23 protein-coding genes and 4 pseudogenes are annotated in these 22991 nt (G+C 59.1%); 20 read left to right on the top strand and 7 right to left on the bottom strand.

Annotated features, from left to right (window positions below):
* Positions 1-121 precede the first annotated feature (121 nt).
* The 4 genes from NKH49_RS28680 to NKH49_RS28665 form a co-directional block, all read right to left on the bottom strand.
* The gene (locus tag NKH49_RS28680) at positions 122-832 is read right to left on the bottom strand and encodes a hypothetical protein (protein WP_352847618.1); all 711 of its coding nucleotides are present in this window, start codon (positions 830-832) and stop codon (positions 122-124) included.
* Positions 833-1509: 677 nt separating this feature from the next.
* On the bottom strand, positions 1510-1728 hold the full coding sequence (locus NKH49_RS28675; RefSeq protein ID WP_352624384.1) for a hypothetical protein: 219 nt from the start codon (positions 1726-1728) through the stop codon (positions 1510-1512).
* A gap of 16 nt (positions 1729-1744) precedes the next feature.
* On the bottom strand, positions 1745-1897 hold the full coding sequence (locus tag NKH49_RS28670) for a terminase small subunit-like protein (RefSeq protein WP_352847623.1): 153 nt from the start codon (positions 1895-1897) through the stop codon (positions 1745-1747).
* Between the two features lie 136 nt (positions 1898-2033).
* Positions 2034-2990 (bottom strand): toll/interleukin-1 receptor domain-containing protein, encoded by a 957-nt coding sequence (locus NKH49_RS28665; RefSeq protein WP_352624386.1) that lies wholly within the window; start codon positions 2988-2990, stop codon positions 2034-2036.
* A 45-nt stretch (positions 2991-3035) separates the two neighbouring features.
* On the opposite strand from NKH49_RS28665, the gene NKH49_RS28660 reads away from it, so the two are divergent.
* The gene (locus NKH49_RS28660) at positions 3036-3947 is read left to right on the top strand and encodes a toll/interleukin-1 receptor domain-containing protein (protein WP_352624388.1); all 912 of its coding nucleotides are present in this window, start codon (positions 3036-3038) and stop codon (positions 3945-3947) included.
* Between the two features lie 931 nt (positions 3948-4878).
* Here the strand turns inward: NKH49_RS28660 and NKH49_RS28655 are convergent.
* Together NKH49_RS28655 and NKH49_RS28650 are read right to left on the bottom strand one after the other, a co-directional pair.
* On the bottom strand, positions 4879-5130 hold the full coding sequence (locus NKH49_RS28655; protein ID WP_352624389.1) for a helix-turn-helix domain-containing protein: 252 nt from the start codon (positions 5128-5130) through the stop codon (positions 4879-4881).
* 370 nt (positions 5131-5500) lie between these two features.
* Complete coding sequence (locus NKH49_RS28650) at positions 5501-6538, bottom strand: IS110 family RNA-guided transposase (RefSeq protein ID WP_352457839.1); 1038 nt, start codon at positions 6536-6538, stop codon at positions 5501-5503.
* Positions 6539-6725: 187 nt separating this feature from the next.
* Here NKH49_RS28650 and NKH49_RS28645 point away from each other — a divergent pair, with 187 nt between their 5' ends.
* From NKH49_RS28645 to NKH49_RS28605, 9 genes and pseudogenes are all read left to right on the top strand, one after another.
* Positions 6726-7295, top strand: a complete 570-nt coding sequence (locus NKH49_RS28645) for a hypothetical protein (RefSeq protein ID WP_352624392.1) — start codon at positions 6726-6728, stop codon at positions 7293-7295.
* A 96-nt stretch (positions 7296-7391) separates the two neighbouring features.
* Positions 7392-7919, top strand: coding sequence for a helix-turn-helix domain-containing protein (locus NKH49_RS28640; RefSeq protein WP_352624393.1), 528 nt, complete (start codon positions 7392-7394; stop codon positions 7917-7919).
* Positions 7920-7927: 8 nt separating this feature from the next.
* Positions 7928-8440, top strand: a pseudogene (locus NKH49_RS28635) (recombinase family protein); the annotation flags it as partial.
* Between the two features lie 125 nt (positions 8441-8565).
* Positions 8566-8658 (top strand): annotated as a pseudogene (locus tag NKH49_RS28630) (hypothetical protein); the annotation flags it as partial.
* 204 nt (positions 8659-8862) lie between these two features.
* Entirely contained in the window at positions 8863-9021 is a 159-nt protein-coding gene (locus NKH49_RS28625) for a hypothetical protein (protein ID WP_352624441.1), read from the top strand.
* A gap of 440 nt (positions 9022-9461) precedes the next feature.
* Positions 9462-9554: pseudogene (locus NKH49_RS28620) on the top strand (helix-turn-helix domain-containing protein); the annotation flags it as partial.
* Between the two features lie 11 nt (positions 9555-9565).
* Positions 9566-10207: pseudogene (locus NKH49_RS28615) on the top strand (histidine kinase dimerization/phosphoacceptor domain -containing protein); the annotation flags it as partial.
* Between the two features lie 403 nt (positions 10208-10610).
* Entirely contained in the window at positions 10611-11261 is a 651-nt protein-coding gene (locus NKH49_RS28610) for a DUF433 domain-containing protein (RefSeq protein WP_352549603.1), read from the top strand.
* Complete coding sequence (locus tag NKH49_RS28605) at positions 11258-11671, top strand: DUF5615 family PIN-like protein (RefSeq protein WP_352928937.1); 414 nt, start codon at positions 11258-11260, stop codon at positions 11669-11671. The genes NKH49_RS28610 and NKH49_RS28605 overlap by 4 nt, the downstream gene beginning before the upstream one ends.
* A gap of 353 nt (positions 11672-12024) precedes the next feature.
* On the opposite strand, the gene hemN is transcribed toward NKH49_RS28605, so the two are convergent.
* A complete protein-coding gene (hemN, locus tag NKH49_RS28600; RefSeq protein ID WP_352928935.1) occupies positions 12025-13374 on the bottom strand; it encodes an oxygen-independent coproporphyrinogen III oxidase in 1350 nt (449 codons plus the stop codon).
* A 153-nt stretch (positions 13375-13527) separates the two neighbouring features.
* On the opposite strand from hemN, the gene NKH49_RS28595 reads away from it, so the two are divergent.
* The 10 genes from NKH49_RS28595 to ccoS all read left to right on the top strand — a co-directional run bounded on the left by NKH49_RS28595 (position 13528) and on the right by ccoS (position 22881).
* The gene (locus NKH49_RS28595) at positions 13528-14274 is read left to right on the top strand and encodes a Crp/Fnr family transcriptional regulator (protein WP_352624399.1); all 747 of its coding nucleotides are present in this window, start codon (positions 13528-13530) and stop codon (positions 14272-14274) included.
* A gap of 257 nt (positions 14275-14531) precedes the next feature.
* The gene (locus tag NKH49_RS28590; protein ID WP_352610871.1) at positions 14532-14834 is read left to right on the top strand and encodes a hypothetical protein; all 303 of its coding nucleotides are present in this window, start codon (positions 14532-14534) and stop codon (positions 14832-14834) included.
* 46 nt (positions 14835-14880) lie between these two features.
* Positions 14881-16512 (top strand): cytochrome-c oxidase, cbb3-type subunit I, encoded by a 1632-nt coding sequence (gene ccoN, locus NKH49_RS28585; RefSeq protein WP_352624401.1) that lies wholly within the window; start codon positions 14881-14883, stop codon positions 16510-16512.
* Positions 16503-17234: a cytochrome-c oxidase, cbb3-type subunit II gene (gene ccoO / locus NKH49_RS28580; RefSeq protein WP_352624403.1), complete on the top strand. Its 732-nt coding sequence runs from the start codon at positions 16503-16505 to the stop codon at positions 17232-17234. The genes ccoN and ccoO overlap by 10 nt, the downstream gene beginning before the upstream one ends.
* Positions 17235-17245: 11 nt before the next feature.
* Positions 17246-17395 carry a cbb3-type cytochrome c oxidase subunit 3 gene (locus NKH49_RS28575; protein ID WP_352624405.1) on the top strand — a complete coding sequence of 50 codons (150 nt, stop codon included), beginning with the start codon at positions 17246-17248 and terminating at the stop codon, positions 17393-17395.
* Between the two features lie 2 nt (positions 17396-17397).
* Entirely contained in the window at positions 17398-18261 is an 864-nt protein-coding gene (gene ccoP / locus NKH49_RS28570; protein WP_352624407.1) for a cytochrome-c oxidase, cbb3-type subunit III, read from the top strand.
* A gap of 132 nt (positions 18262-18393) precedes the next feature.
* Positions 18394-19953 (top strand): cytochrome c oxidase accessory protein CcoG, encoded by a 1560-nt coding sequence (ccoG, locus tag NKH49_RS28565; RefSeq protein WP_352624409.1) that lies wholly within the window; start codon positions 18394-18396, stop codon positions 19951-19953.
* Positions 19950-20447: a FixH family protein gene (locus NKH49_RS28560; protein WP_352928931.1), complete on the top strand. Its 498-nt coding sequence runs from the start codon at positions 19950-19952 to the stop codon at positions 20445-20447. Before ccoG ends, NKH49_RS28560 begins: the two co-directional genes overlap by 4 nt.
* The gene (locus tag NKH49_RS28555) at positions 20444-22732 is read left to right on the top strand and encodes a cation-translocating P-type ATPase (RefSeq protein WP_352624412.1); all 2289 of its coding nucleotides are present in this window, start codon (positions 20444-20446) and stop codon (positions 22730-22732) included. The genes NKH49_RS28560 and NKH49_RS28555 overlap by 4 nt, the downstream gene beginning before the upstream one ends.
* Positions 22729-22881 (top strand): cbb3-type cytochrome oxidase assembly protein CcoS, encoded by a 153-nt coding sequence (gene ccoS, locus NKH49_RS28550; protein WP_352624413.1) that lies wholly within the window; start codon positions 22729-22731, stop codon positions 22879-22881. Before NKH49_RS28555 ends, ccoS begins: the two co-directional genes overlap by 4 nt.
* Positions 22882-22991 lie beyond the last annotated feature (110 nt).

Below are 22991 nucleotides of genomic sequence, written 5' to 3'. Positions count from 1 at the left end.
ACATAGAAATTGACACTGCAAGCTCCTCGGCTCCTTGCTTCAGTGTCAGTATGTCTCGCTCATCACCTCAAGCCGCGCCAGATGGGGTCAGCTTGGCGCTTACACTTGAAGCGGGTTTTTGTTAGATGATGCTCTGCAACATGATGAAGGGCGATTTCTTCGCCTCGCCTCTTCTCATCTGCGAGAGGTACATATCGAAGTTATGGACGATGCAGACCCTGAATTTCCGCTTTGCGAAGCCCTTTAGCGCCTTACTTGAGGTCGCGGTCAGATATCCCAGTGTTATCAGCGAGGGCGGGAAGTGGTCGTCAGGGGGCAGGTCGGCCTTCAGCTTTTTCAGCCTTGCAGGAGAGATTTCGTGCACAATCCCGATGAACTGGGCGAGCAGCATCGGGTACACGACAAGCTTCTTGACCTCCGCGAACGTCGCCAGTGCCTTGTTATCAAGCGCTACCCATTTTTGCTTCGGTTTGGATTTCGGCACCTGGTCGTCGCCTGTAACGACGGCCACGTCGACGACGTAGACCGCCTCATCTTTATGGCCACCCATTACCGATAGGTTGGAGTGTATCTCGTATAGCTCGGCACCCTTTACGCACCTGAACCATGAGAAATTATACGGATAACCGCGAGACGACAGCTTGGCGGCGAACAGTCCGTTGATAGCGTTCTCAACCGTGACGGTGTACCCAGCCAACCGGTAATGCTCGGTCGCCATGGTAAGGGCGCCCAGCTCAAGAAGCGCCGTCTCCCTGACAGCCAGATGCTGGAATTGAACCGAATGCTTGTTGATGAAGGCTTTAAGCTCTTTCTCGATCTGTGAGACGTTCAATCTTGCCTCGCAAACATTCTAGCCGCCACATCACTCAAACTGGTGGTTTCCGCAACGACGTCGGCGATATCGAGCTGAGCGATGAGCTTGTAGAGTTCCTGGCGGAGGTTTCTCCCTCCACAAATGCCGAGGAGTCCTGGCTTATTTCATCTCGACCTACGCGGAATCCACGCGTTTGGGGAGCCCCGTCTAAACCATCAGCTGTGCGCGTTGCCGCGCTGATGCAGTCATTCATGATCCAGTATTGGCTGTTTACGTTCGACCAGATCCTACGGATGGCGACGATGAGCAGAAATTGGTCTAGTCTGTCGCCGCTGATTTCGACGCGGGCGTCTCTCGCAATATCAGGAACGACCGCAGCAACGGCATCGACGTAGCCATTGACGCCCTCCCGCAGTGAATACGGAAGTCTTTCAGTCATGCTCGATATTTGTCGGTTTGGCATTAGCCCCCCAAGGCGCAGCAAGTTGCTGGAGACGGACTACTATCACACAAGTCGGTTTTGCCGTCATCCAGCACCTCGTATGAACCACCGCCCCACAGTGTCAGGAACTCTTGTGCCTCTCTGTTCTCCAGCAGACCGGTGAAGGCCAGCATGTCGAGGGTGGCGGGTATAAGCCGCATCAGTTGCCGTAAATCGACGAAGCCCGGCTGGAACCCCACCTGCCAGCGTGGTCTTATCCCCATACGTCCGCGGATGTATGCGGGGCAGCCTTCATGCGCGTCTCAATCTGCAGCTTCCGCTTGGCAATCAACTCGTTCGAGGAGCCGATGGGCAAAAGGCCAGCTTCAGCGCGTTCCCGCTCGTTCAGGGTCAAGACTTCGTCGCGGGTGTAGAGGTTGCCGTTGCCGGCGATGAACATGATCCCGTCCGGCATCATGTCGGCGAGATCCATGCACTCATCCATGTACTTATGGGTCCGGTGCTGGACAGCCCTTCTCGGAGAATTCAGGGTATTTCGGCAGCCAGGTGTAGACTGTATCTTCGCAAGGCATCTCCTCCATGGCGCCAATCTTGCGCACGGAAGCCCCTTTTATGATTTCTAGGCAGATGGCGTCGGCCAGCTCAGGGGAATAGTCCGTTGGGCGCCCCTCGCGGCGCAGTGTCGGCTACAGCGACCGAATTGCTTTTCGAGCGTCCCTGTTTAGTCCCTTGGATTATAGGGCCGACCGGAATTGGCTGGCAAGGATTAAGGCAGCACTAGCTGTCCTTCTTCCCCCTTATAGCGGCCACGATCTGCACGACCATATTCACGATCTGGGGGTCAATCTGTGAAGAGTCCAGTGAGGAAAAGGTGGATGTCCGATCGATATTCCAGTGCTGGAACACTTCTCGGATTTCGACGGTGGTGGCCCTGTTCCCATAAGCACGCAAGAAGAACCGCCCGAATTGAATCGCATGAATTCGGTCTGACGACTTAAGGGATTCGCTCATATACGATTTGCCGAGCGAATAGGCATATCTAGCTAGCGCCGCTAGAATGGCGATTGCGATGACGTTGAGTAGAGAGACGGAGATCGCGCGTGGATAGTCCGGCGAGGCGGTTTGCGTATTGATAACTGAGTACGCTAGGTAGGCAGTCGTCGCCAGTCCAAGGACCAGGCTTCCATATCCTATCAAATACCAGTTTTGGGCGGAGTTCTTGTGCGTCTTCTCGTAGTCCTGTTGCGTTTTGATGGCATCATCAACAAAGTCCGCCAAGTTGACCTGAACGGCCTGCTGAATTTCCTTCAATTCGACTTCTTGCGCGGCTCTCCGGCCCTCGAACGCCGAGATGGCCTGCTCGATTTGTGGCAGCAATTGCTGCGGCTCTTGCTCGCGAGCGAAAATGACCTGTATGTCCTGAACAATCGTCGGAAGCGCCAGGTCGCCCAGGACGATTGGGAGAATCAGCATTTTGCCCGACGTTTCAGCGTAAGCGCGGGCGGTGCCTAGCTCCATCATCGGGTATTGTGAGTGCATCGTGCTCCGCGAAATGAGGATGATGAACACCTCGGCGGCCTTTAGTCCTTCGTTGAGTTCGGCTCTCCAGTTGATGCCGGCAGTAAGCTTCGTTCCTTCAACCGTTATCTGATGACCTTCGGCACGAAGCGCCATCATCAGCCCTTGGGCAAACTCATCATCCGGCGTAGTGTAAGAGACATATATTTTAGACATGTCGGCCCCCATCCCTTTGGCACTCTTACACGATTGGTTCGTCAAATGAAGCAATGGGATGTGTTCATTTCACATGCCTCGGAAGATAAAGAGGCGTTCGTTGAACCGCTAGTAATCGCCTTAAGAAGCCTGGGGCTTCAAGTTTGGTACGACAAATTCACCTTGAAGTTGGGCGACTCTCTTTCGCAAAGCATCGATCTAGGCTTGGTGCAAAGCGAATATGGCATCGTCGTCATCAGCCCCGCGTTCCTGTCGAAGCCTTGGCCTGCGTATGAGCTTGCCGGGCTGGTCACACGGGAGATCGGGGCACGCAAGGTCATTCTCCCTATCTGGCATCATGTGACCCGCGATGACGTTTTGAACCGCAGTCCCACGCTGGCAGACAAGCTCGCCGTTAACACCGCACATTCCTCTTCAAAAGATATCGCGATGCAGATTCTTCAGGTAGTTCGGCCGGACCTTTATGCAGGTACAGATCGCGCGGCTTTGATCGCACGAATGGACGGGACGGCACTTCGCAATATAGAGGCGGAGCTTGAGAACATGCGCGACGAGCTGCGGGAATTCCTGTGTCCCGACTGTGGCGCCCCTTTAACTGAAAGCATGGAGGTGCCGGTAACGGATGATGATTCCGACAATCTACGAAGCTTTGAATGCGGACGACGTCAGATAGGGAGCGATATAACTGACCCGTGCCCCTCAAGTCCTTCGTTCCCAAAGTTCGATGCCATACCCATTCAAACGTACCGCAACGCCAACCTCTGGTCGGCCCTCGTCGCCCCAGGTGCGGTGCCACGCTTCTGGTTGAATCCGAGCGCTGGGCGAACGGAAGAAGAAGCGATCGCATCGCTTAAGGAACAATATGACCGGCGCGCCAAGAAATACGACAAGGACCGTTGGCGGCGCGAGCAAGCCATGATTGATGACTACGAGAGCCAGAGGGATCAAGAGGATTAGCCCATGCCGCCTGCCATGGGTGGCAAGCGGCATGAAGCTTCGTCATTCGCCAAACGGGGCGGTGACCAAGATTGTAACGAGCGCTGTCAGCGCAGTCCCGAGGACATAAAAGAGTCCAGGGTTCGAAGGCGGATAGCGGATCATCCAATAGGAAATTACCACGACCAACGTGGCCGAGGCAGCAGTATGGAGAGGCATAAATAGCTCCAATCTGGGTTGGAGCAGGTTCGGGCTGCGACGCGCGAGTGCCTGCCCCAACCCATTGCAAGGGTTGAAACTGGCCTCGGCGGCGTCCTCATTGACCGTTTTTACGCGGCTCGCACTGCCTAGGTTTATTCACCAGAATATGGCCGGCTATCGATGCGATGTGCGGGCATTCCTGGCAAATATCTCGCAAATGGGCAACTTAACGAGCTGTTTCGGGAGACGAGGAAACCCGGCTCACGTTACCCTTGCGAGAAATCGTGTGGCATGGACATAGGAACAGGTTACTGCACTGTCAAGGCGATTACGGAAGGCCGGGCAGGTAAGCCTTAGAACCGCCGATCCAGTCCGCAGATCAGCAACAGCACGCCGACGGACGCAGCCACGGTCAACGGCACGAAGCTGCAAAGGATGACGGCGTCGTTCATTTCGCACCCCGCGCTTGACTACCCGCCGATCGCCCGCCTTCGGCTTCCAATAGTGCAGCCGGTGCTTGCCTTGTCCCGAGCTGTTGGGAATCTCGATAAAAGTGGTTTGCATACAAACATTTCGACAGCGGCGTGTCGGGATGTCGAAAATCACACTGGCGAAGGCGCACGCGGTGGACGGTCACCGTGGAATGGGAGCAGTCATTACGCCCAAGAGGTTGGCGCGACGTCTGGTCAACTTGCACCGGCGCCGTAGCAGTTAGGCAGCGGAAATCTGGGAGACGTACTCCGGGGTTCTGTCATTTCCCATCCACTCGACGGGCAAGCCGAACGCCCCGTCCCCCTCCATTCTGTGAAATGAATTCGATCCCTGCGGCCTCTAATGCCTTGGCCAATGCTTCAAGCGTTGTTTGTCTGGGGATCGTCTGAGAGCTCTCTATTCTGGCAAGCGTACGAACGGTTAAACCCGATGCGTTTGCCAAGTCGTCTCTTGTCCAATCGATCAACGCTCGTGCTGCGCGAACCTGCTGAGGCAATATGTCCTTTTTCATGACATTCAACTAATAATGACAGCACACGGCCGCACAGGTGCTCGTCACACCGGCGCGGCCTGACCACGCCTAAGCTTCTGGGAGCTCGGATCATGGCTTCTCTATTCGGCGGCTTGGGGTCAAGCGCTTTTGTCATTTTCTGCCTTACCAGCTTCTGACATCATTCGCGGGTTCGTGCTTCTCTCCGGGATCGGCCCATTGGCCCTCCCTTGATGGGATTCAGAGAATAAGGCGGAACAATCTGATTCGCGTCCTGGCCAGCATGACATGACCGGTGCGCCCATGATCGCGAACTCACCTCATCCTTCGTCCCGCGACGACGTGCTTCCGCGCTGGGCGGAACTCTCTACCTCTTCTTCCCGGCCTTTTGTCACACGGCTGACGCCATGGTTTCCCGCGTCCAGCGGAACTCGCTGTTGTCCAGCCACATGCGGTGCATGACGACCGCCAGGCGACGTGCGAGCGCGACTATCGCCCTGCGCAAGCCGCGCCGCTTGGCGACGTTCATCGCCCAGGCCTTCAGCCATGACCATTTCTTCACGTGCGTCAGCATGACTTGGGCTGCTTCATAGAGCAATGTTCGCATCATGCCGTCCCCGCAGAGTGAGATGCCTCCAACGCGCTTGCTTTCGCCGGACTCGTCGAGCTTCGGTGTCAGCCCCAGGATCGGCCCTACCGCCTTGGAGTTTCTGAACCGTTGTGGAATGTCGATCGTCGCGGTGTACGCGAGCGCCACTATGGAGCCGACACCAGGGACCGTCATCAAGCGCCGGCAGGTAGCATCGCCCCTGGCGATCGCCAGCACTTGTCTGTGCAGGTGCGCAAATTCCTCGCGCAGCTTCCGCCTGGCGGCCAGCAGTGGCTCCATGATCTGTTCGAGATCGGGCATGCATTCGACAAGCTCACGGATGCGGTCCTCGAACTTCGCCGTTCCCACGGCGCCGACCTTGAGCCCGAAGTTGCGCAGAAGACCGCGGATGTCGTTCTCGATCGCGATCGCCTTTTCCTGCAAGATCTTGCGGGCCGTCAGCAGCACCCGGCGCTTCTGGCTCGTCAGCGTCTTGATGTGCACCGGGCGGAATAGGTTGACCCGCATCATCTGGGCTATGCCGCGCGCATCATTGCGATCTGTCTTGTTCGGCTGCGCCTTCAGGAATGCTTTCACATGACGTGTTTCGATGCAGATGACCGGCAGCCCGGCCCTGGCCAGCCCCTCGAATAGCCACTGCGACAAGGGCCCTGCTTCGAGCCCGACCCGTTCGACGTTCCAAGTCGAGTCCTTCAGCACCGCAATGATATCGTCAGGGTGGCTGACCACCTTCACCTCACGACAAATCCTGCCGGTTTCGTCGACAACGCAAACGGCGGTTTCCTTCACCGAGATATCGAGGCCAACAAAATGCTTCATGTTGCGCTTCCTTTCCTGATGCTTGTGGCTGTCTGGACAGACCAAGTTATCATCAGCTCGAAGCGCAACACCTCTTTGCATCACCTTTGAAGATGGGCTCGAGCCGAATACCCCATCTGATTCCGACAATAGCACGACTTTGTCTTTCGTCACGCGCAGGAAGGTGCTTGCGGGAACAGCAATCGCAATGGCGGCGACACAGGCTAACTCGTTTGCTCGCAGCGACTTGGAGGGTGATGACGCCATTGATCCTGCGGTGGCGGTGTGGAAACGATGGCAGGCGGCTTGGGAGGAGACTGAACAGCTTTGCAATCAGCAGCAGCGGTTGGAGAGGGTACTTATCGAGACCGTTGGTTTCCCTTGCATGACAGTGAAGTTGTCCGACGGCCAGAGCGTGACCGTTCACTCTCTCGAAGCCCTCCAAGAATTGCTCGGTGTTCGTCCGGCGACCACAATAGCCCGCGCTCAGGCCGAAGCCGAAATCGTAGCCCATCAGGCGCGCTGGGATGCCGCCGGTAGGGAGATTGGTTATTCGACATCGTTACTTGCGGAGTGCGAAGCTGCCGAGCGCGCGCAGGCATTGCTCGAAGTCCTATCCCAGGTTCCTGCTACGTCACTGGCTGGTATAGCCGCTAAGCTAGATGCAGTGCTTAGGGAAGGGGAGTATTCGCTACACGACGGTGAATCCCCGTGGCCACAGATCCGCTCGGCTTTAGACGATATAGCTCGGATCAGGGAGCAGAAAGTCACGAGCTGAAACCTCGGCACTAAGGTTCCGAAATCGCGATCATTCGGCGGTTTGGTGATTCTCGCGGGGCTTACCGAATCAAACTCTCTATCCATGGAGTGACTGATGCAGTTCCGAAAGGCATTTGCGGAGCCAGGACGCCCCCACGTCATCCAGGCATGGCCAAAGACTGAAACCGAGTGTAGCCCGCATCCCGCAGATCAGCACGTCGGCAGGCAGATCGCCATCGTTCGTGTCCAGTCGGACGTATCGCAAGCCCAGCTTGCCCGATCCATAGGCATCAGCTTCCAGCAGCTTCAGAAATACGAGAACGCGAAAAACCGCGTGAGTGCCTCCACGCTCTACGAGATCGCTAGTTCACTGGCCGTCCCGGTCAGCCGTTTTTTCGGAGGCCTGCCCGGCAATGAGACTGACCGTGACGTTCCCACGCTACCGGTCGATGGGCGCATCGATTTTATTGCCAGCGCAGAAGGCCGACGCCTGATTGAAGGGCTGGTGCAACTTCATCCACGGGTGCGCCGCCGTGTGTCGGCCTTGGTCTCCGCATTGGGGAAGAACTGGCGGTTGTCGACCCAAAGCAGGAGAGTGGAACGTCCGCCGACCCCCATGCCGGTCGAGGGCAGGTTGGCTTAGGTGATTCCTTGTCGGTCGAGAAGACCGATCGCCTCTACTGCAACCTCAAGGATTGGGTGACGCTCGACGAACTCGATGTCGAGATCCACCTCGCCAAGGAAGGCGTGGTGTTGTCGCGCGACTCGCGATCCTCGGAAAAGTTCATGCATGGCATCAAGGTGCTGATGGCCAAAAATTACATCGACAACCTTTCTGAGGAAGCCCGGAAAGGGCAGATGGAAAAGGCGGAACAGGGGATCTGGCCGTCCAAGGCGCCGCTCGGCTATCTCAATGTCACGGCCAAGGACGGTAAGAAGGTCATCGAGCCGGACCCGGTGGTAGCGTCGGTTATCACCAAGCTATTCGAGCGCTACGCGACCGGCCAGTATTCACTCAAGGCGCTCACGAAGGCGGCGCATTGCGACGGCCTCATCCATCCAAAGAGCGGCAACCCAGTACCAGTCAGTACCGTGCACACGATTTTGCGCAATCGGCTCTATACGGGCCTGTTTCAATGGAATGGCAGGCTGCACCACGGCAAGCACGACCCGCTGGTATCGATCGACCTCTGGGAACGGGTCCAGGGCGTCCTGGCAGGCCGGCACGCGACCCCCATCCATTCCTACGGTTATGAGTTCGCCTTCTCGGGCCTCGTGATCTGCGCTGAGTGCGGCTGTGCGGTCGTGGCGGAGGTCAAGAAGGGGAAATACATTACTACCACTGCACGGGACATGCCGACAAAGGCCGGGGCGGCTATGCCGACTGTCGTCGCAAATATGTTCGCGAGGAGGTGCTGGATAAAACTTTTGCCGGCCTCCTGGACCAGCTTCATTTCGATGAGGAGGTTCTGGAATGGGTACGCGACGCGCTGAAGGCGAGCCATGCAGATGAGCGGCGCGAGCAGGAACAGGCAATCGAGCGGTGTCAGACTCAGTGCAAGCGTCTCGAAGACCGCCTCAACGCCATGTACCTGGACAAGCTCGACGGCCGCATCGACAATGCCTTCTACGACCGCATGTCGGCGCAATGGCGCGTCGAACAAGCGCGTCTGTTGCGTGAGATAGAGCGCCACGGCGAGGCGCAGGAAGCATACATGGCGATGGAATCCAACTGCTTGAGCTAGCCCGCAACGCCAGTCAAATGTTCAGTCGCCAGGCCCCAAATGAGAAAAAGCGGCTTCTAAATCTGGTGCTGTCGAACTGCGAATGGAATCGCGGCGAAGTTCACGCTGTCTTCAGGCAACCATTTGATTTACTTGCCGAAACGGCCGTGTCTGCCTCAATGGCAGAAGCTCGTGGCGACGTGTCTTTCACGAGGCATCCAGTTTGGCTGGGGTTCTTGGAAGGTTTTCGAACCTTCTGTCTCGCTCCTCCAGCCGAATTGCGTGTGCTTATGAAAGAGATGGGGACGTCGCGCTATCGGACAAAATTTGATCATCGGATACGTTCACTCCCCATTGGTGAGGGCGAGTCAGAAGATCGCTACTTCTTGAGACGCACCCATGAAGGAGACGTGACTATAACGTTTAGTGCCGCTTTATGTGGCCAGACGAGGGATGCTGCCTTGATCACTTCCGCACAGATGCGCGCGGCGCGGGCGCTGCTCGGAATCGACCAGGTCAGACTGGCCGAGTTCTCGGGAGTGTCGATTACAACCAGACTGACAGCCGCAAGATCGAGGAGCGCATCCGCGAAAAAGACGTTCAGTTGCGCGAACTCCAGCACCGGGTCAAGAACAATTTGCAGATGATCACCGCCCTGATCCGAATCGAAACTCGCAATGCGGTAGTGCCGGACCAAAAGCGTTTCGAGCGCCTAGCAGGACGTGTCGATGCCTTGGCGATGCTCTACCAAGAACTTTCCGGTGACGAACCAAAGGACGAGGTTGATCTCGGCGTCTATCTCAGTCAAATCGCATCGGGAGTCATGACCGCGCATGCTACAGAGGGGATCCGGCTCGACATGAGCGTGGACACCTACCCAGTTTCGATCAATGTCGCCATGCCCGCCGGACTGGTAGTGAACGAACTGCTGACCAATGCACTAAAGCATGCTTTTCAAGGACGCGAGGGAGGCACGATCACCCTGCACAGCATCGTTGAGGGTGAAGGCTGCCGGGTGGTCGTCGCCGATGACGGTATCGGCCTGCCAGAAGGCGAGACATGGCCCAAGCACGGTAAGCTCGGCGCGTTGATTGCGCGCTCGCTGATCGAAAACGCCAACGCGCAATTCGACGTGAACTCCAGCCCGAATGAGGGCACGAGAGTAACTATCCTGTTCAGGCGGGCCACAGCAGCCGCCGCCTGTTAGCTGCGTGCTTATGGAGGCGGGACATTATTTTTCGCTCAGTAGGTTGCCAGGAGCTTGCCCCAGGTCTCCCGAGTGAGCTCTTGCCATGGAGGGGAGTCCGTTCGCTGCCTGAAAGGGATCGGCTTCGGTCGGCGGATATCTGGGGCAATGGCAGCCGTTAGTTCCGGCCGATTGAACTGGATGTACGGCTGCTAAGGGGACGATGCCGACCTGGCCGCCTTTTCGAGAACCGGGGAATTCAAGCCCGTGTTGCAGTGACTTTGGAGGCGGCTGGACGGCAAAAAAGAAAGCCAGCTTAGAGGCTCGGCCAAGTTGTGAAGGTCAAAATCGCTATCAGGCATTGAAAAAGGCAGGCTCTCATTATATATCTCCGATGCGTCGGAAGATTTATTTAGGAGCGACCATGGCAGCTGTAGCCGAAATGCTGAAGGCAACCGAGGCCGCCGTGGTCTCGCGTGTAAGCCTGCGAGATGTCAATCGCGCAATCGATGAACGCATCCTGCCCGATGCCTTCGTATCGGTTGACAACGGCCGGCACGTCCTGGCTGGAGCCTGCTCCTTCATCAGCTTCTACTTCGAGACCGCAAAGCGTCTAACCTCGGAAGAACGACTGTTTGCGATCAGGACGGTTGAGCCCAAGCTAACACGCTCGCGCTCGCTCGCTTGGGCGGCACTGCTGCGCGAGGACTGGACCGTGCGTGACGACTTTCTAACGATCGATCTGATGCCGTTCCTGAAGAGCACGAGTGAACGTCTGTCCGATCTCGAGGCGGCTCGCGAGATGGTCACGTCGTCGGATGACGTGCTCAGCGGCACGCCCGTTATCCGTAACACTCGCGTCCCAGTGTATGATGTCGCGGCATCCGTCACTGTTGGTCATTCGGTTGAGCGCATTCTTGGGGCCTACCCGAGCCTTGACACGGAGAAGGTACGGCTCGCGGCGATTTATGCAGAGGCGAACCCCCTGCGAGGGCGTCCTCGTACTGGAGACCTTCCAAAAGGCTCCGTCATCACTTCCGATCGCCGTGTTCCGCGTCTTAGGAAGGCGGGATGAAGTTCCTGATCGATGAATGTCTCACCCCCGAGCTTGCAAAAATTGCGCATGGGAAGGGTCATTGCGAGACCAGCCACGTTGTCTGGCTGGGGCTCGCCGGGCTCAAGGACTGGGAGCTGAAGCCGATCATTCTTGAAGGCGACTGGACCTTCGTAACCAAGAACTCGGTGGATTTTAGGGGGCCAAAGGATAATCCGGGCACCAAGGGACAGTATGCAGATGTTGCCATCCACGCAGGGCTTGTTTGCCTAAACGGCCCGCCAGGCATGGATCTCGACATGCAGATCGAACTTTTCGAAATCGCGCTGATCGAGTTCGACGACGATGATCTTGTGAACCAGGTTCTTGAAGTGATCCTCGAAGACGAGGAAACGTTGCGCGTTGTCCGTTATGCGCTACCGAAGGAATGATCGAAGCCAACGAGGCAGCAAGCCCGAGGCGCAGGACCGATTTCATCAATGATCCTGCCGTCGTCGCGAAGCGCGAATAGGCACCTGGCGAGACTGGCCGCGGCAGAGTGAGACTGTAGCGAACAGACGATAAAAACAAACATCACTTGGGCACGCCGCAGAAAGGTGGCAAGCAGCCCTCTGGTCGCAACAAATGGAAGGCACGACTGGACGACATCGTCGATATGCCAAAGGCCTTCGCATCTGGTCCGATCAGAAATCCTATCTTGACGCGACGGCGCCGATGAAGAGTCAAAAAACGTAGCGCAATCGGTTCACGTCGAATGAAAACCGTGACCGTTCCTGTGCGGCGCTCAGACCGCCGCTGAGTGCCTGGCCTTTCCACTTTCAAAATATTTATCGAACTTCACCGCAATGCTCCTCACGAAGGGGCGATTTGCCGCCGGCACGACGAAACTGTCGCCTTGCAGTTCAAGCAGTTGAGCAGGATCCTTAAGGGCGATGGACCTTGCCTGAAGCAGGAGCCTTTGGCCGGCTTGCCCGAAGTTCTCCACCAGGTCGATCGCCGAGAAGGCGAAATCGCACATCAGCCGTTCAATGATCCAGCCCCGGGCGCGATCGTCGTCGCAGAGCACGATGCCGCGCACAGCCGCCAACCTGCCGTCTGCAACCATGCGGCCGTACTCGCCGGTCGAAGGCATGTTCTGCACGTAGCCCTGGCGAAAACGGCTGATCGACGAAGGGCCAAGTCCGATCAATGTCTCGCAGCGATCGTCCGTGTAACCCTGAAAATTGCGGTGCAAAGCGCCCGCGCGGGCCGCCACGGCCAACGCGTCGCCCGGCTTTGCGAAATGGTCGAGCCCGATTGATTCATAGCCCTCGTCCACAATCGCTCGCGCGGCAAGTCGCGATTGAGCGAACCGCTCCGTGGGACCGGGGAGACATGCCTCGTCGATCATCGTCTGATGTTTCTTGAACCAGGGCACGTGAGCGTAGCCGAACAGCGCCATCCTGTCCGGTTCCAGGGTGAGCGCCTGCGCCACGGTGGAACACAGGTTCTCCCTGGTTTGATGCGGCAGGCCGTAGAGCAGATCAAGGTTCACGGAATCCACTCCGCGGGAACGAACTTGGTCGACGACTGCCTTGGTCTGCAAAAAGCTTTGCTCGCGGTTGATTGCCTTTTGCACTTTCGGATCGAAATCCTGCACGCCGAGGCTCGCCCGCGTCATGCCGATTTCGGCAAGCGCATCAAGGCGGGCTTCGTCCGTATTGTTCGGATCGATCTCGACGCTGACCTTCGCATCGCCGAGAAAAACGAAGCTGTCCCGCAGCACCGTGCCCAGTCTCAGCATGTCCTCGGGCCTCAGCATCGTCGGCGAACCGCCGCCGAAATGAACTGCGCGAACTCGGCCCTTGCCGCTGACAAGGCCGCCAACCGTCGCGATCTCCGCATACAGCGAGCGCAGATAAGCGGCTACCGGCTCATAGTGGCGCGTCTGTCTGGTATGGCACGCGCAGAACCAGCAGAGCCTGTCGCAATAGGGAATATGCAGGTAAAGCGATATCTCGTCACCGCCTTCGAGCGCCTCCAACCAGCCTCGGTAGACGACAGCATCGACCCCCGTATGGAAATGCGGCGCGGTCGGATAACTGGTATAGCGCGGGACATTCTCGCCAAGTCTGGCAGCTAGCTCCGGTCGCATGTCTGGTCCACCGTGTTTGCGTCGCCGGAACTCTGGACGCCTTGATGAGGCAAAGCCCTGATTTCGGTCAACCTTCAGCACGGACAAACTGCCGCAAGGATTTTTCTACCGTAGATTGCTATCCTGCCGGCACTTGGGACGTAGAGCGATCGAATGACATTACGGCAGGACATTCACACTTCCGGCATTCCCGTTCTTTGCCTGTCTTGCGAGGCACGGCACCGCGGTGTCTGTGGTGCGCTCGAACCAGACCATTTGGCTCAGCTCGCCAAGACGTCGTCGCGGCACAATATCGAGCCGGGGGTCGAACTGATCGGCGACGCCGAGGCGGTCGACTGTTATTCAAACGTGCTTTCAGGCGTGGTGAAGCTCACGAAGAGCCTTTCGGACGGCCGCCAGCAGATCGTCGGTCTCCAGTTCGCGCCGGATTTTCTGGGACGGCCCTTCAAGATGAAAAGCGCGATCAATGCGGAAGCGGCAACAGCTGTCTCGCTATGCTCGTTTCCGAGAGCGGCCATCGAACGGATGATGAAGGAATCACCGGAATTTGTGCATCGCCTGCTCAAGCAGGCGCTGAACGAACTCGACGAGGCACGCGAATGGATGGTGACTCTGGGGCGCAAGACCGCACCGGAGAAGGTGGCGAGCTTTGTCCTCATGATCGCCCGGAACATCGGTTCCAGTGTTGACCCGGCGGCTAGGTCGGCGTGCTTCGAGCTGCCGATGACGCGTGCCGACATCTCTGATTTCCTTGGAATTACAAACGAGACCGTGAGCCGTCAGCTGACCAGCCTGAGAATGGACGGCGTGATTCGGATCGAGAACAACCGCCGTGTCACCGTGGACAGCATGAGCCGGCTGGAACGGCGCTGCGGCGGCCGAGGCGCAACCGCCGTTTGAATGACACCGAAGCTGCATGGCCTACGTCACTTACTTCGTTCGGGGCAGGGCATGCTCGCGTTGGGCTTAGAAGAAATCGCATAGCGACAGCCCGCTCTCCATCCGATCGCATGAGCCAGATGCGTTTCGGCCAACTCGTCGGCGAAGCATCCATTCCTCGAGATGCTTGACGTGCAACCGGCTGTTCCAGGCAGGATCGCACTCGGCCGAAGTCACCACGCCTCATACGCAGGGGAAAATCGCCGTCTCCCCGAACGATGAATGTCACGAAGGCAGCGCAACGCTGGCGCTGGCTGTCCCAAGGCATTGAAACGATCGACGTTCGGCAAGGCATTGGCCTACTTTCCAGCGTCACAGAAGGCGCGCTTCCCCACACGCCCGCGATCGCCTCCATACCCGACCCGACCGGGGACGCCGGGCCTGTCCATAAGCGTGGCGGCCGATGCTGCGCTTCCACATTCGATCGCCGCAGTCTGATCGCACCGAACTCGATGCTGCTCGAAGCAAAATCGTGCGGCTCTGACATGGATCAGGGCGAGCAGGCCACGGCTGCGCAATAAGGCACTGCGGTTTGGCGCCCGCCGGAATTGGAAATCGGGGCTTGCGATGAAATTCGGCACAGAGATCGTCCTTCTAAGCCTGTTTGCGTTTGCGGCCCTGGTGGCTGCCGGCTTCGGCGTAGATGAACCTTTTCGGCGGCATATGTGGGTTTTGTTCTTCGCCGTGGCTGGCTTCACTGCGATTCTGTTGCGCAACACGGAGTTCAAGCCGGCAGTTCCGATCGACCCCGCCGCTTACATGGATGGGCCGATCCGCTACGGTGCCATCGCCACCATGTTCTGGGGTGTCGTCGGCATGCTGGTCGGCGTCGTCATTGCGCTGCAACTTGCCTACCCCGATCTCAACATTCAGCCCTGGTTTAACTTCGGCCGTTTACGGCCGTTGCATACGTCGGGCGTCGTCTTCGCCTTCGGCGGCAATGCGCTGCTCTGCACGTCCCTGTATGTCGTCCAGCGCACCTGCCGCGCTCGGCTGTTCGGCGGCGATCTCGCCTGGTTCGTGTTCTGGGGCTATCAGCTGTTCATCGTTATGGCGGCAACCGGCTACCTGCTCGGCATCACCGAGAGCCGCGAATACGCCGAGCCCGAATGGTATGTGGACCTGTGGCTGACCATTGACTGGGTCGCCTATCTCATCCTGTTCCTCGGCACGATCCTGAAGCGCAAGGAACCGCACATCTATGTCGCCAACTGGTTCTACCTTGCCTTCATCGTGACCATCGCAATGCTGCATGTGATCAACAACCTGTCGATGCCGGTCTCCTTCCTGGGCTCCAAGAGCTATTCAGCCTTCTCCGGCGTACAGGACGCCCTGACGCAATGGTGGTACGGCCACAATGCCGTCGGCTTCTTCCTCACCGCCGGCTTCCTCGGCATGATGTATTATTTCGTTCCCAAGCAGGCCAACCGACCCGTCTATTCCTACCGGCTGTCGATCATCCACTTCTGGGCTTTGATCTTTCTCTACATCTGGGCCGGTCCGCACCACCTCCACTACACCGCCCTGCCGGACTGGGCCCAGACGCTCGGCATGGTGTTCTCCATCATGCTCTGGATGCCGTCATGGGGCGGCATGATAAACGGCCTGATGACGCTCTCGGGCGCCTGGGACAAGCTGCGCACCGACCCGATCATCCGCATGATGGTGATGGCCATCGCCTTCTACGGAATGTCGACCTTCGAAGGCCCGATGATGTCAATCAAGGCCGTCAACTCGCTCTCGCACTACACCGACTGGACCATCGGTCACGTCCATTCGGGCGCGCTCGGATGGGTCGGCATGATCTCGTTCGGCGCGATCTATTTCATGGTCCCGAAGTTATGGAACCGCGACCGGCTTTATTCGCTGCGGCTCGTCAACTGGCACTTCTGGCTGGCGACGCTTGGGATCGTCGTTTACGCCGCGGTGATGTGGGTCTCCGGCGTCATGCAGGGCCTGATGTGGCGCGAATACAACGAGCAGGGCTTCCTGGTCTACTCCTTCGCCGAAACCGTGGCCGCCATGCATCCCTACTACATCATGCGTGCCATCGGCGGCGCGATGTATCTGTCGGGCGCCCTCCTCATGGCCTGGAACATCGCCATGACCATCCTCGGCTACCAGCGCGAGGAGGATCCGATGCCGCGCTCCATCCCCGCCCTCCAGCCTGTGCGATCAGGAGCCAGAAAATGGGCTTGATGGACAGACACGCGGTCATCGAGAAGAACGCCACACTGCTTCTCCTCGGGTCCCTGCTGGTCGTGACAATCGGCGGTATCGTCGAGATCGCGCCGCTCTTCTATCTCGACAACACCATCGAGAAGGTGGAAGGCATGCGGCCCTATTCGCCGCTGGAGCTCGTCGGGCGCAACATCTATGTGCGAGAGGGATGCTATCTCTGCCATAGCCAGATGATCCGGCCGTTCCGCGACGAGGTCGAGCGCTATGGTCACTACAGTCTGGCGGCCGAGTCGATGTACGATCATCCTTTCCAATGGGGATCGAAGCGCACCGGGCCGGATCTCGCCCGGGTCGGCGACCGCTACTCGAACGGATGGCACGTCCAGCATCTCACCGAGCCGCGTTCGGTGGTGCCGGAATCTATCATGCCGAGCTACGCGTTCCTGAAGGACACGCCAATCGAGGTGAAGGATTTCTCGACGCATCTGATCGCCAACAGCCGTGTCGGTGTGCCCTATTCAGACGACATGATCACTCATGCCAATGCCGATCTCATGGCGCAGGCCGATGCGAATGCCGACACATCGGGCCTGGAGAGACGCTATCCGAAGGCCAAGCTTGGGGACTTCGACGGCAATCCGCAGCAGGTCACCGAAATGGATGCGCTGGTCGCCTATCTCCAGATGCTCGGCACGCTGGTCGATTTCAGGACCTATGACGAAGCCGCCGGTTACCGCTGAGGAGAATGGCGATGACCTACAATTTCATGCGGGAGTTTGCCGACAGCTGGGGCCTGCTTGCCATGGCGCTTTTCTTCCTCGGATGCGTTGCCTTTGCACTTCGTCCCGGCAGCCGCAGGCGAGCCGAGAGAGCCGCTCACATTCCTCTCAAGGACGACTGATCATGGGCAGCGAGCATATCGACGAGGTTTCGGGTATCTCGACGACCGGCCATGAGTGGGACGGCATCAAGGAACTCAACAACCCGCTTCCGCGCTGGTGGGTCATCACCTTCTACATCACCATTGCCTGGGCGATCGGCTACACCGTCGTCTATCCGGCATGGCCGATGCTGACTTCCGCGACCAGGGGTGTGCTGGGGTATTCGAGCCGCAGAGACGTCAAGAATGAACTGGCGGCGGCCGAAGTCGCCAAGGGCAAATATGTCGCTGCCATTCAGGCGAAGACCGTCTCCGAGATTACTGCCGACGATACGCTACGCGAATTCGCGATCGCCGCAGGTGGCGCCGCGTTCAAGGTCAATTGCGTGCAGTGCCATGGCTCGGGCGCTCAAGGGTCCAAGGGTTTTCCCAACCTAAACGACGACGATTGGCTGTGGGGTGGCAACGCCGAACAGATCCAGCAGACGATTGCGCACGGCATCCGCTTCGCATCAGACCCGGATACGCGCCTGTCGGAAATGCCTGCTTTTGGCGACATCATCACGACGGATCAGTTCAAGCAGGTCGGCGCCTATGTCGCAAGCCTCTCCGGTCCTGTTCAGGACACCAGCCTGATCGAACCCGGCGCCAGTGTTTTCGCCGAGAATTGTGCCGCCTGTCATGGTGAGAATGCAAAGGGCAACAAGGAATTCGGCGCACCCGACTTGACTGATGCGATCTGGCTCTATGGACCGGGCGAGTCGGCTATTGCCGCCCAGGTCCGCGCGCCGAAGCACGGCGTCATGCCGGCATGGATCGGGCGTCTCGGCGAGATCAAGGTCAAGGAACTCGCGGTCTATGTCCATTCGCTTGGCGGCGGAGAATAGGAACGCAAGCCTATTCTCGTCCTCCCCCCAACCGCCAAGCGACGAGGCCCGGCGCGAGCCGGGCCTCGGCATCATCCAGAAACCGATGGGTCGGGCTTCCGGCGAAATCGTCGCTGGTGACTGGAGCTTCTCGTGCTCGATAACACGCAAATAGAACGGCTCGAAGCCGATGCGGTCAACTCCGCCAAGACCCGTCAGCCGCTCTATGCCGGACGCAAGAAGATCTTCCCGAACCGGGCCTCTGGCAGTTTCCGCCGCTTCAAGTGGTCGGTGATGGCAATCACGCTGGGGATCTACTACCTGACCCCCTGGCTGCGGTGGGATCGTGGCCCGTTTGCCCCTGACCAGGCCGTGCTGGTCGATCTTGCCAACCGCCGCTTCTACTTCTTCTTCATCGAGATATGGCCGCAGGAATTCTACTACGTCGCCGGCCTGCTGGTCATGGCCGGTGTCGGCCTTTTCCTGATCACATCCACCGTCGGCCGGGCCTGGTGCGGCTATACGTGCCCGCAGACCGTGTGGGTCGATCTGTTTCTGGTCGTCGAGCGAGCCATCGAGGGCGACCGCAACGCGCGCATCAAGCTCGATGCCGGTCCCTGGACTGCGCGCAAACTCGTGCTGCGAACATCGAAACACGCCATTTGGCTGGTCATAGGGGTGCTGACCGGCGGCGCCTGGATTTTCTATTTCGCCGATGCGCCGACGCTGCTTGGGGAACTCTTCACCGGCACCGCCGCCCCCGTCGCCTACATCACCGTGTCCGTGCTGACGGCGACGACCTATACGTTCGGCGGGCTGATGCGCGAGCAGGTCTGCACCTACATGTGCCCATGGCCGCGCATCCAGGCGGCCATGCTCGACGAGAATTCCCTCACCGTCACCTATAATGACTGGCGCGGCGAACCGCGCTCGCGTCACGCCAAGAGGGTCCTTGCCGCCGGGCAGCCCGTCGGCGACTGCGTCGACTGCAATGCCTGTGTCGCGGTGTGCCCGATGGGGATCGACATTCGTGATGGCCAGCAGCTTGAATGCATCACCTGCGCGCTCTGCATCGATACCTGTGACGGTATAATGGACAAGCTCGGCAGGGAGCGCGGACTGATTTCCTATGCGACGCTGGCCGACTACAACGCCAATATGATGCTGGCGACCCCGGGCGGCTCCGGTTCAGTCAACCCGTCACTGCTCAGGAGCGCTGACGGCCTGTTCTCCGACAAGGTGGCCCGTTTCCATATCCGCAAGATCTTTCGCCCGCGCACCTTCATCTACATGGGCGCCTGGTCGGCGGTCGGTCTCGCGCTGCTCTATTCGCTGCTGACCCGCGAACGGCTCGAATTGAATGTCCTGCACGATCGCAACCCGCAGTTCGTGACGCTGTCCGACGGTTCGATCCGCAACGGCTACACCGTCAAGCTGCTCAACATGATCCCCGAACCAAGAACGATCATTGTCACGATGCAGGGCCTGCATGGAGCCGAAATGAGCGTTGTCGGCATCGACCTGCCGGCGGATCGCTCCTTTGCCATCCCGGTCGAACCCGACCGGCTGAAGATGCTCAAGGTTTTCGTGCGTCAGCCGGCAGATCAGGTTCGGGGTGCAGCGCAAAGCTTCAAGTTCCGGGTCGAAAACAAGGCAACGTTCGAGTCGGACGAATACACGGCCACTTTCAACGCACCGGAGATCCCCAGATGAGCGACACCTCGCGACAATCTCGCGAATTCACCGGCAGGCATATGCTGTTCACCATCCTTGGCTTCTTCGGCGTGGTCATAGCGGTCAATCTGACGATGGCGACGCTCGCCAACACGAGCTGGACCGGCCTTGTCGTCGAAAACACCTATGTGGCGAGCCAGCAATTCAACAAAAAGGCCGAGCAAGGGCGAGCTCAGGCAGCCCTCGGCTGGACTGGCAAACTGACCATCGCAGGCGGTGAGGTCCGCTACAGTCTCACCGATGCTGGCGGCAAGACGGTTGCCGTGCATGGCGTCAAGGTGCTGTTTCGTCATCCCGCCTACGAGGCCGAGAACAAATCCGTCACTCTTGCAGCTGCCTCCGGTCAGATATTCGCCGCGCACCACATGCCCAAGGATGGCGTCTGGATCGTCGAAATCGACGCCGATGCGAGCCTTGCGGAACCCTATCGCGACGTTCGCCGGATCGTGATTTCCCGCGGGGCGCTGCAATGAGCTGCTGCGCGCCAGGCGCCGAAATGGCATTGGACCTGGAAAAGGTCACACTGGTCCTGCCTTCTGGCCAGGAAATCAGACTGGCGAGCCGCTCGATTGGCGAAAATCTTCGCCAGACCGACCTCTCGGTGCCAGCTGTGCATTGTGCCGCCTGCATCCAGACGATCGAGACGGCGATCGGCAAGCTGGATCGCGTCGAAGGCGCTCGTGTCAATCTTTCGACGAAACGTGTTTCGGTCCGGTGGCGCGGCGACGAGGTTCCGCCATTCGTCGCCACACTTGGACGGCTGGGCTATGGCGCGCACCTGTTCGATCCCGAGGCTGACGGGAAGAACAAGACGCTCTCGGAACTGATCCGCGCCGTCGCGGTCGCCGGCTTTGCGGCGGGCAACATCATGCTGCTATCAGTCTCCGTCTGGTCCGGCGCGCAAGGCGCGACCCGCGACCTGTTCCATTGGGTCTCGGCCTTGATTGCCATTCCTGCGCTCGCTTTCGCCGGCGGCATCTATTTTCGCTCGGCCTGGAATGCGCTGCGCCACAGCCGCATGAACATGGACGTGCCGATCGCGGTCGGGGTATCGCTCGCTTACGCCATGAGCCTCTACGAGACGATCAACCATGGCGACCATGCTTATTTCGACGCGTCGGTGTCGCTGCTGTTCTTTCTGCTGATCGGCCGCACGCTGGATCACGTGATGCGGGAACGGGCGCGGACGGCCGTGAACGGACTGGCTCGGCTGGCGGCGCGCGGCGCCATGGTGCTGCGCGAGGATGGTTCGCGCGACTACTTGCCGGTTGGCGAGATCGAACCAGGAATGGAGCTCTTGGTCGCGGCTGGCGAGAGGGTGCCCATCGACGGCAGGATCATTGGCGGGGCGTCGGATCTCGACTGTTCCCTGGTTTCCGGGGAAAGCACGCCCAGAACGGTGGGCCCGGGGGCGCAGGTCCAGGCCGGTACACTCAATCTCACCGGTCCGCTGACCATCGAGGCGACGGCCGCCGCGAAGGATTCCTTCCTGGCCGAAATGATTCGGCTGATGGAAGCGGCAGAGGGCGGCCGCGCCCGCCATCGCAGGATCGCCGATCGCGTCTCCGCGCTCTATGCCCCCGTGGTCCACCTCACCGCCTTTGTGACGTTCCTCGGCTGGATGGCGGCGACCGGCGACTGGCACCGGGCAATAACAATCGCCATCGCCGTTTTGATCATCACATGCCCGTGCGCGCTCGGTCTCGCCGTGCCGATCGTGCAGGTGGTCGCTGCGCGGCGGCTGTTTGAAAGCGGCGTCATGGTCAGGGACGGCTCCGCCATGGAGCGCCTGGCGGGGATCGACACGGCATTGTTCGACAAAACCGGCACGCTTACGCTCGGACTGCCCAGGCTGATCAATGCGCCGTCCATCGATCCGACGATGCTCGCTATGGCGGCCGAGATGGCAGCCCATTCCCGCCATCCCTTTTCGAAGGCAATCGCTGGCAATGCAGCCTTTGCCGGCCAGCCGAAACTCGCGTCCGTCAGCGAGCATCCGGGCTTCGGCATCGAAGCCATCGCCGAGGGCAGTACCTGGCGGCTGGGTCGCCGCGGATGGGGTGAGTGGAAAGCCCGGACCGGCGGCGAAAGCAAACAAGGCTATGGCGGAACCGTTTTGACGAAGGACGGGGTCATTGTCGCGACTTTCGATTTCGAGGATGAGCTGCGTGCCGATGCCAAGGCGGCCATCGAGCAACTGAACGGCGCCGGCGTGTCGGTGGAGATGCTGTCGGGCGACACAGAAGCTGCCTGCGGCGAAGTCGCGGAAGCACTGGGTGTCGAGCGCTTCGTTCCCGCGTTGCTTCCCTGCGGGAAGGTCGATCACATCGAAGCATTGACGCGAACTGGCCACAAGGTGCTGATGGTCGGCGATGGGCTCAACGACACGCCTGCATTGGGCGCCGCACACGTTTCGATCGCTCCGGCCACGGCGGCGGATATCGGTCGCAACGCCGCGGATTTCGTGTTCCTGCGTAAAAGTCTTCTGGCGGTCCCACTTGCTTTAGACATTTCGCGGAAGGCCGGACGGCTGATCCGGCAGAACATCGCCATCGCGATCGTTTACAATGGCATCGCCGTGCCGGTCGCCATTCTGGGGCACGTTACGCCACTGATCGCGGCGGTCGCGATGTCCGCCTCGTCCCTCCTGGTCATCGGCAATGCGCTACGCCTGCAAGGTTTCGTGTCAAATGCATCGGTGCAAGATGCCCGACATGACAGGCGCTCCGACATTGGCGCACTGGCACAATCCTCATGACGACGCTCGCCTACCTCATACCTGTGGCCCTGTTCCTCGGAGCGCTTGGGCTGGCCGGGTTCCTGTGGACCTTGAGGAGCGGCCAATATGAAGATCTCGATGGCGCCGCCGAGCGGATCCTGATCGATCGCGACGAGCCACGCAGTTGACCCAGCCTGCCCTGCGAGGACTCGCTCGAATATTTTCCGCGGTTGCTTCGCGTCATGCCGATTTCGGCGCGCGACGGGTGCGAACGGATCAGCCAGAATACGTTGCCGAA

The sequence above is a fragment of the Mesorhizobium sp. M1088 genome, from assembly GCF_040318575.1.
Lineage (GTDB): Bacteria > Pseudomonadota > Alphaproteobacteria > Rhizobiales > Rhizobiaceae > Mesorhizobium.
This window is presented reverse-complemented; position numbering and strand designations above follow the sequence as displayed.